We start from the raw sequence: 15,074 nt of genomic DNA on the forward strand, positions 1-15,074 counted from the left end.
CTAAGAGTGTGCCGTATCGACACACTCTTTCCTTCCCTTTAAACATGTTTAGCATAGCTTTCTTTCACTTGTTTTAAAACATCATTAGGATTTGCATCCCATAACGCTTGATTAATGATTTCTACTTCTATTGGTCCGTGATAGCCTGCTGCTTCAACCGCTTTACGCATACGATTGATTTCTATCACACCTTCTCCCATCATAGCACGACCTTTAAACATATCCGGCATTGGCACTTTCCAATCCGAAACATGGAATCCTAGAATTCTACCTTCAGCCCGCTCGATTTCTAGATACAAATTCGGATCCCACCAAACATGGTAGACATCGACAATAACACCTACTTCATCTGGTTGATGCTTCTCCGCAATGTTTGATGCCTGTTCTAATGTATTAATCACCGAACGATCGGCAGCAAACATTGGGTGAAGAGGTTCAATAGCTAATTTCACCCCATAATCTTTCGCATATGGAACAAGTTCAGCAATTCCATTCTCTACTTGTTTTCTAGCTGTATCAATATCACGATCAGCACTTGGCCCGCAAACCAATACTAATGTATCCGTTCCTAACTCTGCAGCCTCTTCAATTGCTCGTTTATTATCATCAATTCTTTCGGCTAATTCCTTTTTTGTCGCAGCGGGGAACATACCACCTCGACAAATACTAGATACCTTTAATCCCGAATCTTGAATAATTTTTTTACTTTGCTTTAAACCAATTTCTTTTATTTTATGACGCCAAACCGAAATCCATGGAACCTCATGTCTTAAACACCCATCCACTGCTTCTTGTAGATTCCACTGGTCTGTCGTTATTTGATTTAAGCTTAACCTGCTCATCAGTTTTTCATCAGCCATTAACGTCCCTCCTGCTCAATTCCTGCTAGCTCTAGCACTTTTTTCATTCTCTCTGTTGCTAGATCAGGATAACGTAATAATCCCGCTTCATCTGCCATCACAAACAAGTCTGATAGATGTGTAATCGAACGCGCGCCTTCTTTTCCGCCGATCATTCGGAAATGATCTTGGTGACCATTCAAATATGCCATAAAAACGACACCTGTTTTATAAGAAAACGTCGGTTTTTGGAAAATATGACGAGATAGAGGAACCGTTTTTTCTAATAATCTATCATACTTTTCCATATCTCCCGCATCTAGCGCATGCATCGCAGCTGCTGCAGCTGGTGCAATTGCATCAAATATTCCTAATAAAGCATGGCTGTATCCTTTTTCATCCCCTTTGATTAAATGAGGATAATTAAAATCATCCCCTGTATACATGCGAACACTGTCAGGAAGTAAACGACGCATATCAATTTCTTTTTGATCATCCAACAATGAAATTTTAATCCCATCCACTTTATCTTCATTGTCACGAATAATTTGCAAACAAACTTCCATTGCCTCGTCAATATCATCATGACCCCAATAACCTTTTAACGCTGGGTCAAACATGTCTCCAAGCCAGTGTAAGATGACAGGTTGAGAGACGTTTTGTAAAATTTTATTATATACACGTTGATAATCTTCAGGGCCTTTGGCACATGCTGCAAGCGCTCGGCTAGCCATCATGATAATTTTTCCACCTTCGCCCTCTACAAATGAAACCTGCTCTTCATATGCTTTTTCCACATCTTCTAAAGTAACATCTGGTGTTGGTTCAAGGTGGTCTGTTCCTATACCGCTCGCCATATCTCCGCCCACTGCTTTAGCTTCTTTGATCGAACGAGAAATCAGTTCTTTTGCCCCATCCCAACTAAGTCCCATTCCGCGTTGAGCAGTATCCATTGCTTCTGCAACAGACAAGCCTAATGACCACAAATAATGACGATATTCCATTGTTTTATCCCAATCAATTTGAGCATTTGTCGTTGGATCCGCATCTGATAACGGATCACAAACGACATGTGCTGCAGAGAAAGCTGTTCTTTTCTCGAAAGGCTTATCTGTTGGAATATCAAAAGGTGTATAATTTTGTGCTTCATAGCTATATAATTTACGATCTTTATTTGGTAAAATCAGCTTCGCCATACGATTAGCCTCCTTACAATTTAATTTCTGGTACGTCTACCCAACGTCTTTCTGCCCAAGATTTTAATCCTAAATCAGATAGCTGTGTACCTTTCGCCCCTTCTAATAAATCCCAAGGGAATTCCTCATCTGCAAAGACATGCTTCAAGAAAAGCTCCCACTGTACTTTAAAACCATTGTCGAATTCTTGGTTTCCAGGAACCTCTTGCCACTGATATTGAAAATCAAATGGATTTTCAATATCAGGATTCCAAGTCGGTTTTGGTGTATTAACGCGATGTTGTACCTTACAATCACGAAGACCAGCTACTGCACTACCTTCTGTTCCATCTACTTGAATCGTTAATAAGTCATCACGATTTACTCTTACAGCCCAAGAAGAGTTCGCTTGAACAATGACACCATTTTCTAACTCAAACGTACCATATGCTGCATCATCAGCTGTTGCTTTATATTTTTCTCCATTTTCATCGATACGTTCGGGAATATGTGTCGCACCTAAGCAAGAAACTGATTTCACATTTCCAAATAGATTATCAATTACATAACGCCAGTGGGCGAACATATCAACGATGATACCGCCACCGTCTTCTGCGCGGTAGTTCCATGAAGGACGCTGACCCTCTTGCCAATCTCCTTCAAATACCCAATATCCAAATTCCATACGTACAGACAACATTTCGCCAAAGAATCCGGAATCTATTAATCTCTTTAATTTTAGAAGACCAGGTAAGAATAATTTATCTTGCACGACACCATTTTTCACACCAGCTTCTTTAGCTAGTTTTGCTAGTTCCACTGATCCTTCTAAATTTGTAGCTGTCGGCTTTTCACAATAAATATGTTTCCCAGCAGAAATTGCTTGTTTAATACTCTCTGCACGTCTTACTGTTGTTTGGGAATCAAAATAAATTTCATTATAGTCATCTGCCAGTGCAGCTTCTAAATCAGTAGAATAACGTTCAATACCATGCGCCTCTGCCAACGCTTTCAATTTCTTCTCATTTCGACCTACTAATATTGGATCAGGCATTAATGTATCTTCGTTTTTCAAGGTTACTCCGCCTTGTTCTCTAATCGCTTTGATAGAACGAATTAAGTGTTGGTTAGTTCCCATTCGTCCTGTTACACCATTCATAATAATACCAATTTTATGTTCTGCCATGTTTGTTTACACCTTCCTTGATTTAAGTTAAACATAGCATAACCCAATAAAAAAAATTCGTCTTATTAATCTAAGAACGAATTTCTTAAAATCGGAAATAAATTAAATATTATATTTCTGATGGGTCGTTCGATATTTATGAGGAGAAATAGAGGTAATATTTTTAAACGCACGATAAAAGGTGGATAGGGATTCAAAACCAACCTCAAAGCAGACCGATGCAATGTCTTTATCTGTTTCAGCTAAAAGCTTTTTGGCTAATCCAATCCGAACTTCTGTTAAATATTGAATCGGAGTCATATGATAGCTTTCTTTAAAAATATTGTTCATATGTCGTGCGCTCATCCCAAGGCGTGCTGCTAAATCTTCTGCATGTATCCAATCAAAATAATGGGAATCAATATACTTTTTTAACCGTTCTGCACGCAAAGTATTCGCATCCACTGCATCCTGCTGCGTATCACTTCTTGCAATTAACAAAAGCAACTGAGATAAATAAATTCTTAAAGCCATTCCTTGCAAATCAGACTTATGTGATTGCTCGTATAGCATCGTTCGTAACAGCTGTCTCATTTCACTGCTATCAAATGGATTTAATCCTACTAATTTTGTTTCTGTAAAATAAGTTTGAAATAGAGAATCATTTATAGTACCGTCAATCACTCTCTGGTCAAACGCTAATACAAGAACGGTAAGTTTTTTTTCTGATTTAATTGCATGAGGAGTTTCTGGTGTGATGAATGCTAAGTGATCCTGATCAAACCGTTGTGCTTCTCCATTAATAATGATCTCACCTGCACCCTCTAATGCATATAACAGTTGATAAATATGATGGTGATGATCCTCTACATGGTCTCCAGCTAAATGCTTACTTTCATATAATTTTATACCTAATGGTTCTAGATTCATATCCTTTAACATGATAGATTCCCCGCTCATTCACTTTTTGATGTAAAAAATTTTTGTTACTGCGAAAAATAGGAAGTTATGATATATTGCTATTATAAAGGATTCATTTCATTAAAAGCAAAAGTGAGGAGATTTTTTCATGTCAAATGAAGTTTCGATTGTCTTAGTAGGAATGGGTGGCTATGGAAATAGCTACTTACAAGAGTTATTATCTGATGGGAATGAAAACGCATACGTTGAAGGGTTAGTAGACATTGCGCCTGAACGATCCCGTTATTATCAAGAAATATTAGACAAAAAGATTCCCATTTATGATTCATTGGAAGCGTTCTATCAAAAACATCATGCAGATTTAGCCATTATTTCAACACCTATTCATTTACATAAGGATCAATCCTGTCTAGCGATGGAAAAGGGTAGCCACGTCTTATGTGAAAAGCCAGCTACTGCTGATAAAGGTCATTTACAAGAAATGATCGATACTCGTGATCGTACAGGAAAACTTTTAGCAATAGGATTTAATTGGTCATTTGCCGATTCTGTACAAGAATTAAAGAACGATATTTTAACAGGGAAATTTGGCCGACCTGTCCGAATGAAAAGTTTGATATTATGGCCGCGTACAGCTGATTACTTTAATCGTTCCAGCTGGGCAGGGAAAAAATTCAGCCCTAATGGCGATAGAATCTTTGATAGTGTAGCGAATAACGCAACCGCTCACTTCCTTCATCACATGCTGTATTTAAGTGGTGATTCGATTGATAGAAGTGCAGAAATCGATCAATTATCAGCAGAGTTATACCGAGCAAATCCAATTGAAACTTTTGATACATGTGCCGTTCATCTTCTAACCAAAAATGAAGTAGAAATAATCTACTTAGCTGCACATGCCGTAGAAAATAATCACCGGCCAAAATATAAGTTAGAGTTTGAGGATGCTGTCGTTACTTATCATCCAGAAGAAAGAGATGCTATTGTGGCAAAATGGAAAGATGGAGAAGAAAAAGAATATGCAGACCCTGAACAAAATAAACTAGCAAAACTTGGTGTGATGGTGAATGCCATCCAAAATAACGATACGCAAATTTACTGCGGACCAGAGGCTGCAAGTGCCCACGTTAATGCCATTTATGCTATGCACGAATCAGTACCAGATATCCCAACTTTTCCAAAACAATGGATTTCTTATCACGAAGAGGAAAAACTAACAACCGTTTCAGGACTTGAGGAAACATTAAAGGAATGTTACGAGCAATCGTGTCTGCCAAACGACTTAGGCGTTGAATGGAGCAGTGAAGGAAAAATGATTAAATTATAAATTTGTTAGTATTGGAACATTTCTGATTATAAAGAACATTTGATTTGACATAAGACCATAAGTAAACCCTGCATGTTGTAAAAAAATGCAGGGTTTTTGCTTACATATGAGGTAATTGATATTTCATTATTGCTTCTTTGATTTGTTCGATAGATTTGCCCATATTTGATTCTACTGCAGCTAGATAAGTGCCTTCTACAAGTGGCACTCTTTCTGCTATATAAGCATTCTCTATATCATTTACTTCCAATACCATTTCTGTTCTCATTTTCGCACTGCCTAAATCATAAAAAAATAAGACTCCAGCCCCTTGGTCAGCTGCCTTCATAGCTTGCTGAATCTTTTCCATACTTGTTCCAATTTCCCCGTCATCTGTACCGCCTGCAGTGGCTACCGGAACGTTTTCCATCACTTGTGCAATTAAATCATATACCCCTTCCGCAATCTTGACACTATGTGAGACGATAACGATTCCTACTTTTCCTGACATTAGCTATAACTCCAATCTAATACATCAGCCAAAGATTCAAATATATAAAAAGAAGACATCGAGCCTGGATCCACTTTTCCAATCGATCGTTCTTTCAGATAGGATGCACGACCTTTTGTTGCTATCATTTCCCTCGTGTCTTCAATGGTAGCTTGGCAGACTTCTACAATGCCTCCCCACTGATCAACCACTTCTTCCTCTAAAAAATCCGCAACTTGATACCATACATCATATAATGTCTTTTCACCAAAATCTGCTTGACCTCTTGATTGAATTCCAGCACTTGCTGCACGAATTGCCTGCTGGAATTGCGAAGATCCTACCTCTTTCCCCTGTGTTGTCACCGACATTTTTAAAAAGGCGGTTCCATACAATGGACCAGATGCTCCACCTACTTTTGCCATTAATGTCATCGCAGCACTTTTAAACACATCTGAAACAGAATCATAATCTGTATCCTCAATTTTTTCTACAACCGCTTCAAATCCACGGGCCATGTTAATACCATGATCTCCATCACCGATTGCCTGATCTAAAGCAGTCAGCTGATCCTTATTTTCTTGCATTTTTTCATTAATTTTTTTCATCCATGCAATTGCTTGCTCTACCGTTATTATGCTCATATACATCCCCTTTTCACTATTTGTCGTATGATACTGGAAAAGCCAACGTCTGTGATGCAGCTTTGAGACCTTGCTTTAACTCTTCATCTAATTTCAATAATGTAATGGAAAAACCCGCCATTTCTAATGATGTCATATATTCTCCTACCCAAGTTTTATAAGTTTCAATCTCTTTATCTTGTAACAATTGCTGAACTTGGCGACTAACAAGGTATAGCTCCATCTCTGGTGTAGCTCCTAATCCATTGATCAAGACAGCTGCATCACTTTTGACATAATCGATGTCCTGTAGAATTTTCTCCATTAAAATATTTACAATTTTATCCGCCTCTTGCATTGGAATCCTTTCAATGCCCGCCTCACCATGGATACCGATACCAATTTCCATTTCATTCTCTGCTAACGAAAAACTTGGTTTGCCAGCAGCGGGAACCGTACAGGAAGATAATGCTACACCCATGGAACGAACATTTTCTATCGTTTTGTCTGCTATTCGCTTTACTTCTTTTAAGGAAGCACCTTGCTCAGCTAATGCACCAGATATTTTATGAACAAAAATGGTTCCTGCAATGCCACGACGTCCTGTCGTAAAAGTGCTGTCTTCTACGGCAACATCATCATTTACAACCACTTTTTCTACTTGAATTCCTTCCATTTCGGCCATTTCTGCCGCCATCTCAAAATTCATTACATCGCCTGTATAATTTTTTATGATTAACAACACACCCGCACCGCTATCAACCGCTTTAATAGCTTCCAATACTTGATCTGGAGTTGGGGAAGTGAACACTTCTCCTACAACTGCTGCATCAAGCATTCCTTTTCCAACATACCCAGCATGTGCTGGCTCATGACCACTGCCTCCACCACTCACAAGGCCTACTTTTCCTTGAATAGGTGCATCGCTTCTTGTAATCACATTTGTTTTTGGCAGCCTTTTCAAAGATTCATTTTGTGCTGTGACAATACCTTGAATCATTTCCTCTACAACATGGTCTGGATGATTGATCACCTTTTTCATCGTAAGTCACCTCATTATTTAACCTTTCCTATCATTCTATAAAAAATAAGTACATTTTTCCAAACATATTCTCATGAACTGTAAGGTTGATTTAGTTTTCTTGCTTTATCGAGTCACTAATGAATACATTCGAGCCACTTTTTTCAGTTTTCGAGTCACTCTATAAAAAACAGCCGTGAGACATTATATATCCCACGGCTTATAATTATGATTCTTTTACAGGATGAACAGCTTCATATAACAACTGATCCAATTCTTCTGTATGTTGCTCTGTCTGTTCATCTGTCCAACCAAATTGTTCTTGCATAAATGAGATGACCGAATCTTTTTCTTTTTTCACCCACTCAATGTCAAAGAATAGTGCCCCGGTTCTTCGAATGAAAAAGTCAACAGGCTTACAAACTGCTTCATGTTCAATACCATAACGTAAGATCGCTTCTGTAACGGGATTAGTTGTGGACTCACTTTTGCTAGCTTGCTGATAGTAATCATAGACAATAGGCGTATTCGAGCCATAGCGTTTTACTAACTGTCTTGCAATGGCTTGTTCAAGACCTAACTTTTTCCCATTTTCAATTTGCTCGTCAACGTATGATACAAAACCTTTAGAACCTCCTACATCTCCACCGGATAATGGCAAATGTTTCGTATCGCTTGGATAGAAAACTTTTTGCTCTGAACGGATCATTTTATCTGCTACAAAATTCACAACATGTTCAGCCATTTTGCGGTAACCTGTTAATTTACCACCAGCTATCGAAATAAGCCCCGAGTGAGACTCAAAGATTTCATCTCTACGAGAAATTTCAGATGGGTCCTTGCCTTCTTCATGAATCAGTGGACGTAAACCAGCCCAGCTGGATTCTACATCATCAGCTGTAATTTGGATATCAGGAAACATAAAATCAATGGCATTTAATACATAATCTCGATCCGACTCTGTCATGGTTGGATGAGCAATATTCCCTTGATAGACCGTATCTGTTGTCCCCACATAAGTTTTTCCATCTCTTGGTATAGCGAAAACCATTCGTCCATCAGGTGTATCAAAATAAATCGCTTGCTCCAACGGAAAACGCTTATGGTCAAACACCAGATGAATCCCTTTCGTTAATTGTAATGTCTTCCCTTTTTTGGAATGATCCTTTTCTCGTATTGTATCAACCCATGGGCCTGCTGCATTCACTACATATTTAGCACGGAGTTCATGCTCTTCTTTCGTTAACTGATCTTCTACTTTAACTCCTGATACTCGATTCTGATCATATAAAAGGTCGGTTACTTTTGCATAATTTAATGCTAAAGCTCCATTTTCTACAGCCTTTTTCATAACCTCTATTGTCAGCCTTGCATCATCTGTTTTATATTCAACATAGTAACCAGCACCTCTCAGACCATCGCTTTTCAATAATGGTTCTCGCTTAAGTGCTTCTTGACGATCAAACATTTTTCTGCGTTCTGATTTTTTTACCCCTGCAAGATAGTCATAAACTCTTAAACCAAGGTTCGTAGATAATGGTCCAAATGTACCCTCTTTGTAGAAAGGCAGCATCATCCACTCTGGTGTAGTCACGTGTGGGCCGTTTTCATAAACGATTTCACGCTCTTTCCCCACTTCTGCAACCATTTTCACCTCGAATTGTTTTAAGTAACGTAATCCTCCATGCACTAATTTCGTAGACCTGCTAGAAGTTCCAGCTGCAAAATCCTGCATTTCTATTACGGCTACTTTTAAACCTCTTAATACTGCGTCTAATGCAATTCCTGCACCAGTAATACCTCCACCGATTATAATCATATCCAATGATTCCATTTGCTCCAACGTTTGTTTTCTATTTAAACTTGAGAATGTCATGGATGGTCCCCCTTCATTTGATTTGGTTACAACTTTTATATCTCCATTATTTAAAAGCTCTTGTTGCTTCAACTGCTTTCTTCCAGCCTTTATATAATTTTTCTCTCGTTGCTTGATCCATTTCACTTGAAAACTGTTGATTCATTTTCCATTGTTCTCGAATATTTTCTCTGCTATCCCAGAAGCCTACCGCTAAACCTGCTAAATAAGCAGCACCGGAAGCTGTTGTTTCAATTACTTCAGGCCTTTCTACTGGGACATCTAGAATATCGCTTTGGAATTGCATTAAGAAGTTATTCGCAACCGCACCTCCATCGACTCTTAAAGACTTCACTTCAATACCTGAATCCTCTACCATGGCGCTAAGTACATCTTTTGTTTGATAAGCAATGGACTCTAATGTGGCACGAATGAAATGCTCTTTCGAAGTTCCTCTTGTTAAGCCAAATACTGCACCTCTTGCATCACTATCCCAGTAAGGAGTCCCTAAACCTACAAAGGCTGGTACTATATAAGTACCCTCAGTCGATTCTACCCTTGTCGCATATGCTTCCGTCTCTTTAGCATCATTAAACATTTGTAATCCATCTCTTAGCCATTGGATGGCAGAACCAGCTACAAATATGCTGCCTTCTAGGGCATATTCCACTTTCCCATCAACACCACATGCTAAAGTTGTTAATAAGCCATGGTCCGAGCGAACCGGATTTTCTCCTGTATGCATTAACATAAAACAGCCTGTGCCATAAGTATTTTTAACCATTCCTTTTTCAAAACACGCCTGTCCAAACAGTGCTGCTTGCTGATCTCCTGCTGCTCCTGCAATTGGTACATTCTCTCCGAAGAAATGATAATCAACTGTTTCTCCATAAACTTCTGATGATGATTTGACTTCAGGAAGCATGCTTTTAGGAACGCCTAAAATTTTTAGCAGCTCTTCGTCCCATTTTAATTCGTAAATATTATACATAAGCGTTCGAGACGCATTCGAGTAATCGGTAACATGCACTTTTCCGCCTGTTAATTTATAAATCAGCCATGTATCAATCGTTCCAAATAATAATTGACCTTGATCTGCTTTTTCACGAGCACCTTCTACATGATCTAAGATCCATTTTACTTTTGTTCCCGAGAAATAAGCATCTACTAGTAACCCCGTTTTCTTCCGGAATGTATCTTGATACTCTGCCTCACGCATCTCTCGACAAATATCTTCTGTTTGTCGAGACTGCCATACAATCGCTTTATATATAGGCTTCCCAGTTTCTTTGTCCCAAACCACTGCAGTTTCACGTTGATTAGTAATACCAATTCCTGATATTTGTGACGGTGAAATATCAGCCATTCTTAACACGTCGGTAATACAAGCTAAAACAGATGTCCATATTTCATTTGCATCATGCTCTACCCAGCCAGGTTTAGGAAAAAATTGTTCAAATTCTTTTTGTGCAACTTTCACGATTTCTCCATTTTCATTAAAAATAATTGCTCTTGAACTAGTTGTTCCTTGATCAATTGATAAAATATACTTTTCCATAACGTATCCACCTCTTAATTTATAGAGTACCCTTTTGTTTATTTATCTTACTTGTATTTATAGATCATAATACGTTTTCTTTTAATACAAAAAAAACACACAGCGAATAGACGCACTTCTTCTAATGAAAAGCACGAAAATTGCTGTGTGGACTCCATCTCTCCGACACATTTTTTAACTTGTTAATAGCTAGGATACAACAATGTAAAAACGCTGTCAAACATTAGTTGTTGTTCCATAACTCCGGATTGGAGGTAGTAATGGCAATAGCACCACTGTCTAAAGCGGCTTGAACCTCTTGAGCTGATCGAATAAAACCTCCAGCTATAACTGGAATCCCAGTACGTTCTACTACTTCTTGAATAACAGAGGGTAAAATACCAGGTAAAACTTCTATATAATCTGGTTTTGATTTTTCTACTAACTCGATATTTTTCTCTAAAGCAGAGCTATCAATGGCAAATAACCGTTGAATAGCAACAATATTATTCTTTTTCGCCATGGAAATAGCATTGGCTCTGGTGGAAATAATACCATCAACTTTAAGCACTCGTATTAAATATTCCATGCCATACTGATCTACTTTTAATCCATTAATTAAATCTGCATGCACAAATATTTTTTTTTCTTTTTTCTTCACCAATTTTACGATCTGATGAAGTTGAGAAATTCTAGATTCTAATATAATACACAACTCGCTATGCGGATGGTCCATTACTTTTTCAAAATCCTTCATTTTTCTTACTGCTGGAAGAACACCTGAAATATAAGTCATGACTGCTTCCCCCTGCCTTTTTAACTATAAAAATTTGCGAAAAATCCAACATTACCGTAAAATATATTATTGGGTGCCTGCAAAGTATTTAAATCTTCTTCAAATTATACATGACTTTGTCAAGTCCATTAGCATATAAAAGACATAAAAATTATTCATTTCGACAATTTCATGTTATGATTAACATTGGACCTAAACATATGCTGAAGTCTTTTCAAAATTTTCAAACGATTCCTATATTTATATTAGGATAGTTTAATCGAAGTCACAATCCTCTATCCAATTCCAACCATAAGACAGTTGTATGACCATTAAGCAATTTTTAATGACTTCTTTAACATGATCAACAATTTATTAGTAAAAATATATGGAAAGAAACATTTTCTATATATGTTGAAATTTTCGAAAGGAAGTGGGATAAATGGGAGCAATTTCTGACGAAAAATCAAATGTTTCTTTATTAAAAGATGTGGACTATTTAACCAAAATTCTAGATGACGTTTTATTACATGAAGGTGGAGACCAGTTATTAGACACTGTCAAAAAAATAAGAAGTCTATCTAAAGAATTGCGTGAAACAAATGAACTTGAAACAAATACAGATATAAAAAATGCTATTAGTGATTTAGAACCTGGTCTTCGCCAAAATGTTATTCGTGCTTTCTCTATTCACTTGCACCTATTAAACATTGCGGAGCAAAATTACCGTACACGCAGACGTCGTGAGTACCAGGCACAAGATACTAATATTATTCAACCAGGCTCATTAGAGGCAGGTGTCAAACAATTAATTGACAATAATGTTACACCAGAGCAAATCACAGAGCTCTTAGAAAAGCTTTCATTAGAGTTAATTATTACTGCACACCCAACAGAGGCAACAAGAAGATCGATTTTACAAATTCATAAACGTATTGCGAAACTTTTAACTTCTTGGGATTATGCATATACACGCTATGAAAAGAAAATAATTAAAGAACGAATTGCTAATGAAATCACGATCTTATGGCAAACACAAGAAATCAGACAGAAAAAACCTTCAGTTATGAAAGAGGTTTCTAACGGTCTATATTACTTTGATCGTATATTATTCGATATTTTACCAAGAATTCATGACGACTTAGAAGATTTACTATATGAAAACTATAACCAGCGTTGGAATATTCCATCTTTCCTACGTTTTGGCTCTTGGGTTGGTGGAGATCGCGATGGTAACCCGAATGTGAAAGCAACAACAACTTTCGAAACATTAAAGCGTCACCGTCAACTTGTACTTAAGAAATATAAAGAAGCGTTGAATGCATTAAAGGATCAGTTAAGCCACTCCACTTCTAAAATTAAAGTGAGTGATGAACTTTTAGATTCTATTGAGCAAGATAGAAATGCATTACAAGAAAATGGCTGGCATAAAGATGATGAAGTATACCGAGTAAAACTTTCTCTTATTTTGAAAAAGCTAGCTTTTACAGAGCAAGATGATGAACGTGGTTATGATAAAGCAGAAGATCTGTTAGATGACTTAAACCTTATTCGTGAAAGCATGACAAAGCATCATCCACAACATAATCCAATTAAATTATTACGCAAGGTAATTCGCCAAGTAGATTTATTCGGATTCCATTTAGCATCCTTAGATATCCGTAACCACAGTGGTGAACATGAATCAGCACTTACAGAAATTTTCCATCAAGTAAGTATTGCGGATGACTATAAGGGGCAATCAGAGGAGAACAAGGTAAAAACATTAATGAGTGTATTAGAAAATCCTCGTCCACTCATATCCATCTATGATGAGTTTTCACCTGAAACACAAGAAGTAATTGATACCTTCCGAATGATCAGAAATGCTCAAGATACATTTGGGCTTCGTGCAATTGAAGTATACTTAATTAGTATGACAGACGCTGTAAGTGATTTGCTAGAAGTATTAGTGTTAGCAAAAGAAGCTGGGCTTTATCGCGTGTATCCTGATGGTACAGTAATGAGTCGCATTCATGTAGCTCCTCTTCTTGAAACCATTGATGACTTAAAAAATGGACCAGAGATGATTAAGCAGTTATTCGATATTCCATTATATCGTAAGCACCTAGAAGCTCGCGGAGACTTACAAGAAATCATGCTTGGCTATTCAGATAGTAGTAAAGATGGTGGAAATATTACGGCAAACTGGGAGCTTTACAAAGCACAGCAAGATATCCATGATATTGCTTCAAGCTATGGCGTGAAATTAAAATATTTCCACGGACGAGGTGGATCACTAGGACGTGGTGGTGGACCATTATACTCTAGTCTATTATCACAGCCTTCAGTAACTTTAGGTGACGGTGTCAAAATTACAGAGCAGGGTGAAGTACTATCTTCTCGCTATTTATTAGAAGATATTGCTTACCGTAGTCTTGAACAAGCAACATCTACCCTGCTTACTGGTATTATGGGTCTGAATGATCAAAATTCACAGCAAAATACTGAAGGTATGCAGCCAACGAAAGAAGAAGAAGAAGCGATGGGCGTTATTTCTGAATACGCATTGAAAAAATATCAATCACTAGTATTTGATGATCCTGGCTTTATTAAATACTTTAATCAAGCAACACCTCTTCATGAACTAGGTGACTTAAATATTGGTTCACGCCCAATGAAGCGTAAAGGCAGCGATCACTTTGAAGATTTACGTGCTATCCCTTGGGTGTTTGCATGGACACAAAGCAGACAACTTTTACCTGCATGGTATGCTGCTGGAACTGGCTTCAAGACTTATATTGAGGAAACAGGAAACTTAGACTTGTTACAAAATATGTACAAGCATTGGCCATTCTTTGAGGCAACTATTAATAACTTACAAATGGCTTTAACAAAAGCTGACCTTGCCACAGCAAGAGAATATGCCAATATGGTAAAAGACCCTGAAATCGGTCAACGTATTTTCTCGCAAATTGAAGCGGAATACAACGTAACCAAAGATATTTTGCTGCAAATTACTGGGCAAGAAGAATTATTAGACCATAAACAAAATATTAAAGAATCTGTTCGTTTACGTAACCCAATTGTAGATCCATTAAATCAATTACAGGTTCAACTTGTTTCTCAACTTCGCAATGAAGAAGAAGAAGGTAAAAAACAAGAAGAATTATTAATGGAAGCACTACTAACCATTAATGGTGTTGCTGCAGGTCTGCGTAACACAGGTTAATTCATCATTTTAAAACCATGAAGCAAAATTTTGCTTCATGGTTTTTTTGTACTATCAGAAAGTATAAAATATTATGGTTGATAGTATAAGTAAAACTAAGGCTTTCGCCATTAAGACTTGGCGATAAGCCAAGTTTTTCTTTATCAAGCCAAGTGC

Annotated in this window: 12 protein-coding genes; 2 read left to right on the forward strand and 10 right to left on the reverse strand. The window is 37.5% G+C overall.

Annotation, left to right across the window (positions count from 1 at the left end; genetic code table 11):
* Positions 1–38 precede the first annotated feature (38 nt).
* From GHD00_RS09855 to GHD00_RS09870, 4 genes are all read right to left on the reverse strand, one after another.
* The gene (locus GHD00_RS09855; protein ID WP_163537996.1) at positions 39–860 is read right to left on the reverse strand and encodes a sugar phosphate isomerase/epimerase family protein; all 822 of its coding nucleotides are present in this window, start codon (positions 858–860) and stop codon (positions 39–41) included.
* Entirely contained in the window at positions 860–2,035 is a 1,176-nt protein-coding gene (locus GHD00_RS09860) for a dihydrodipicolinate synthase family protein (protein ID WP_163537997.1), read from the reverse strand. The genes GHD00_RS09855 and GHD00_RS09860 overlap by 1 nt, the downstream gene beginning before the upstream one ends.
* 13 nt (positions 2,036–2,048) lie before the next feature.
* Positions 2,049–3,200 carry a Gfo/Idh/MocA family protein gene (locus tag GHD00_RS09865; protein ID WP_163537998.1) on the reverse strand — a complete coding sequence of 384 codons (1,152 nt, stop codon included), beginning with the start codon at positions 3,198–3,200 and terminating at the stop codon, positions 2,049–2,051.
* 102 nt (positions 3,201–3,302) lie between these two features.
* The gene (locus GHD00_RS09870; protein WP_205600737.1) at positions 3,303–4,121 is read right to left on the reverse strand and encodes an AraC family transcriptional regulator; all 819 of its coding nucleotides are present in this window, start codon (positions 4,119–4,121) and stop codon (positions 3,303–3,305) included.
* Positions 4,122–4,248: 127 nt separating this feature from the next.
* On the opposite strand from GHD00_RS09870, the gene GHD00_RS09875 reads away from it, so the two are divergent.
* Positions 4,249–5,427, forward strand: a complete 1,179-nt coding sequence (locus tag GHD00_RS09875; RefSeq protein ID WP_163537999.1) for a Gfo/Idh/MocA family protein — start codon at positions 4,249–4,251, stop codon at positions 5,425–5,427.
* A 100-nt stretch (positions 5,428–5,527) separates the two neighbouring features.
* Here GHD00_RS09875 and dhaM read toward each other — a convergent pair whose 3' ends face one another.
* The 6 genes from dhaM to GHD00_RS09905 form a co-directional block, all read right to left on the reverse strand.
* Entirely contained in the window at positions 5,528–5,917 is a 390-nt protein-coding gene (dhaM, locus tag GHD00_RS09880) for a dihydroxyacetone kinase phosphoryl donor subunit DhaM (protein ID WP_163538000.1), read from the reverse strand.
* Positions 5,917–6,540 carry a dihydroxyacetone kinase subunit DhaL gene (gene dhaL / locus GHD00_RS09885; RefSeq protein ID WP_163538001.1) on the reverse strand — a complete coding sequence of 208 codons (624 nt, stop codon included), beginning with the start codon at positions 6,538–6,540 and terminating at the stop codon, positions 5,917–5,919. Before dhaL ends, dhaM begins: the two co-directional genes overlap by 1 nt.
* A gap of 16 nt (positions 6,541–6,556) precedes the next feature.
* A complete protein-coding gene (gene dhaK, locus GHD00_RS09890; RefSeq protein WP_163538002.1) occupies positions 6,557–7,561 on the reverse strand; it encodes a dihydroxyacetone kinase subunit DhaK in 1,005 nt (334 codons plus the stop codon).
* Between the two features lie 205 nt (positions 7,562–7,766).
* Positions 7,767–9,416, reverse strand: coding sequence for a glycerol-3-phosphate dehydrogenase/oxidase (locus tag GHD00_RS09895; RefSeq protein WP_163538045.1), 1,650 nt, complete (start codon positions 9,414–9,416; stop codon positions 7,767–7,769).
* A 46-nt stretch (positions 9,417–9,462) separates the two neighbouring features.
* Positions 9,463–10,953 (reverse strand): glycerol kinase GlpK, encoded by a 1,491-nt coding sequence (gene glpK / locus GHD00_RS09900; RefSeq protein WP_163538003.1) that lies wholly within the window; start codon positions 10,951–10,953, stop codon positions 9,463–9,465.
* Between the two features lie 223 nt (positions 10,954–11,176).
* A complete protein-coding gene (locus GHD00_RS09905; RefSeq protein ID WP_163538004.1) occupies positions 11,177–11,728 on the reverse strand; it encodes a glycerol-3-phosphate responsive antiterminator in 552 nt (183 codons plus the stop codon).
* A 421-nt stretch (positions 11,729–12,149) separates the two neighbouring features.
* Here GHD00_RS09905 and ppc point away from each other — a divergent pair, with 421 nt between their 5' ends.
* The gene (ppc, locus tag GHD00_RS09910; protein ID WP_163538005.1) at positions 12,150–14,918 is read left to right on the forward strand and encodes a phosphoenolpyruvate carboxylase; all 2,769 of its coding nucleotides are present in this window, start codon (positions 12,150–12,152) and stop codon (positions 14,916–14,918) included.
* Positions 14,919–15,074 lie beyond the last annotated feature (156 nt).

The organism is Gracilibacillus sp. YIM 98692 (assembly GCF_010993965.1).
Taxonomy (GTDB): domain Bacteria; phylum Bacillota; class Bacilli; order Bacillales; family Amphibacillaceae; genus Gracilibacillus.

Bases quoted from the DNA above. Each gene is read 5' to 3' on its own strand.
- GHD00_RS09905 (WP_163538004.1), bottom strand. From the start codon at position 11,728: ATGACTTATATTTCAGGTGTTCTTCCAGCAGTAAGAAAAATGAAGGAT.
- dhaL (WP_163538001.1), bottom strand. From the start codon at position 6,540: ATGAGCATAATAACGGTAGAGCAAGCAATTGCATGGATGAAAAAAATT.
- GHD00_RS09865 (WP_163537998.1), bottom strand. From the start codon at position 3,200: ATGGCAGAACATAAAATTGGTATTATTATGAATGGTGTAACAGGACGA.
- dhaK (WP_163538002.1), bottom strand. From the start codon at position 7,561: ATGAAAAAGGTGATCAATCATCCAGACCATGTTGTAGAGGAAATGATT.
- glpK (WP_163538003.1), bottom strand. From the start codon at position 10,953: ATGGAAAAGTATATTTTATCAATTGATCAAGGAACAACTAGTTCAAGA.
- ppc (WP_163538005.1), top strand. From the start codon at position 12,150: ATGGGAGCAATTTCTGACGAAAAATCAAATGTTTCTTTATTAAAAGAT.
- GHD00_RS09855 (WP_163537996.1), bottom strand. From the start codon at position 860: ATGGCTGATGAAAAACTGATGAGCAGGTTAAGCTTAAATCAAATAACG.
- GHD00_RS09870 (WP_205600737.1), bottom strand. From the start codon at position 4,121: ATGTTAAAGGATATGAATCTAGAACCATTAGGTATAAAATTATATGAA.
- GHD00_RS09875 (WP_163537999.1), top strand. From the start codon at position 4,249: ATGTCAAATGAAGTTTCGATTGTCTTAGTAGGAATGGGTGGCTATGGA.
- GHD00_RS09895 (WP_163538045.1), bottom strand. From the start codon at position 9,416: ATGACATTCTCAAGTTTAAATAGAAAACAAACGTTGGAGCAAATGGAA.
- dhaM (WP_163538000.1), bottom strand. From the start codon at position 5,917: ATGTCAGGAAAAGTAGGAATCGTTATCGTCTCACATAGTGTCAAGATT.
- GHD00_RS09860 (WP_163537997.1), bottom strand. From the start codon at position 2,035: ATGGCGAAGCTGATTTTACCAAATAAAGATCGTAAATTATATAGCTAT.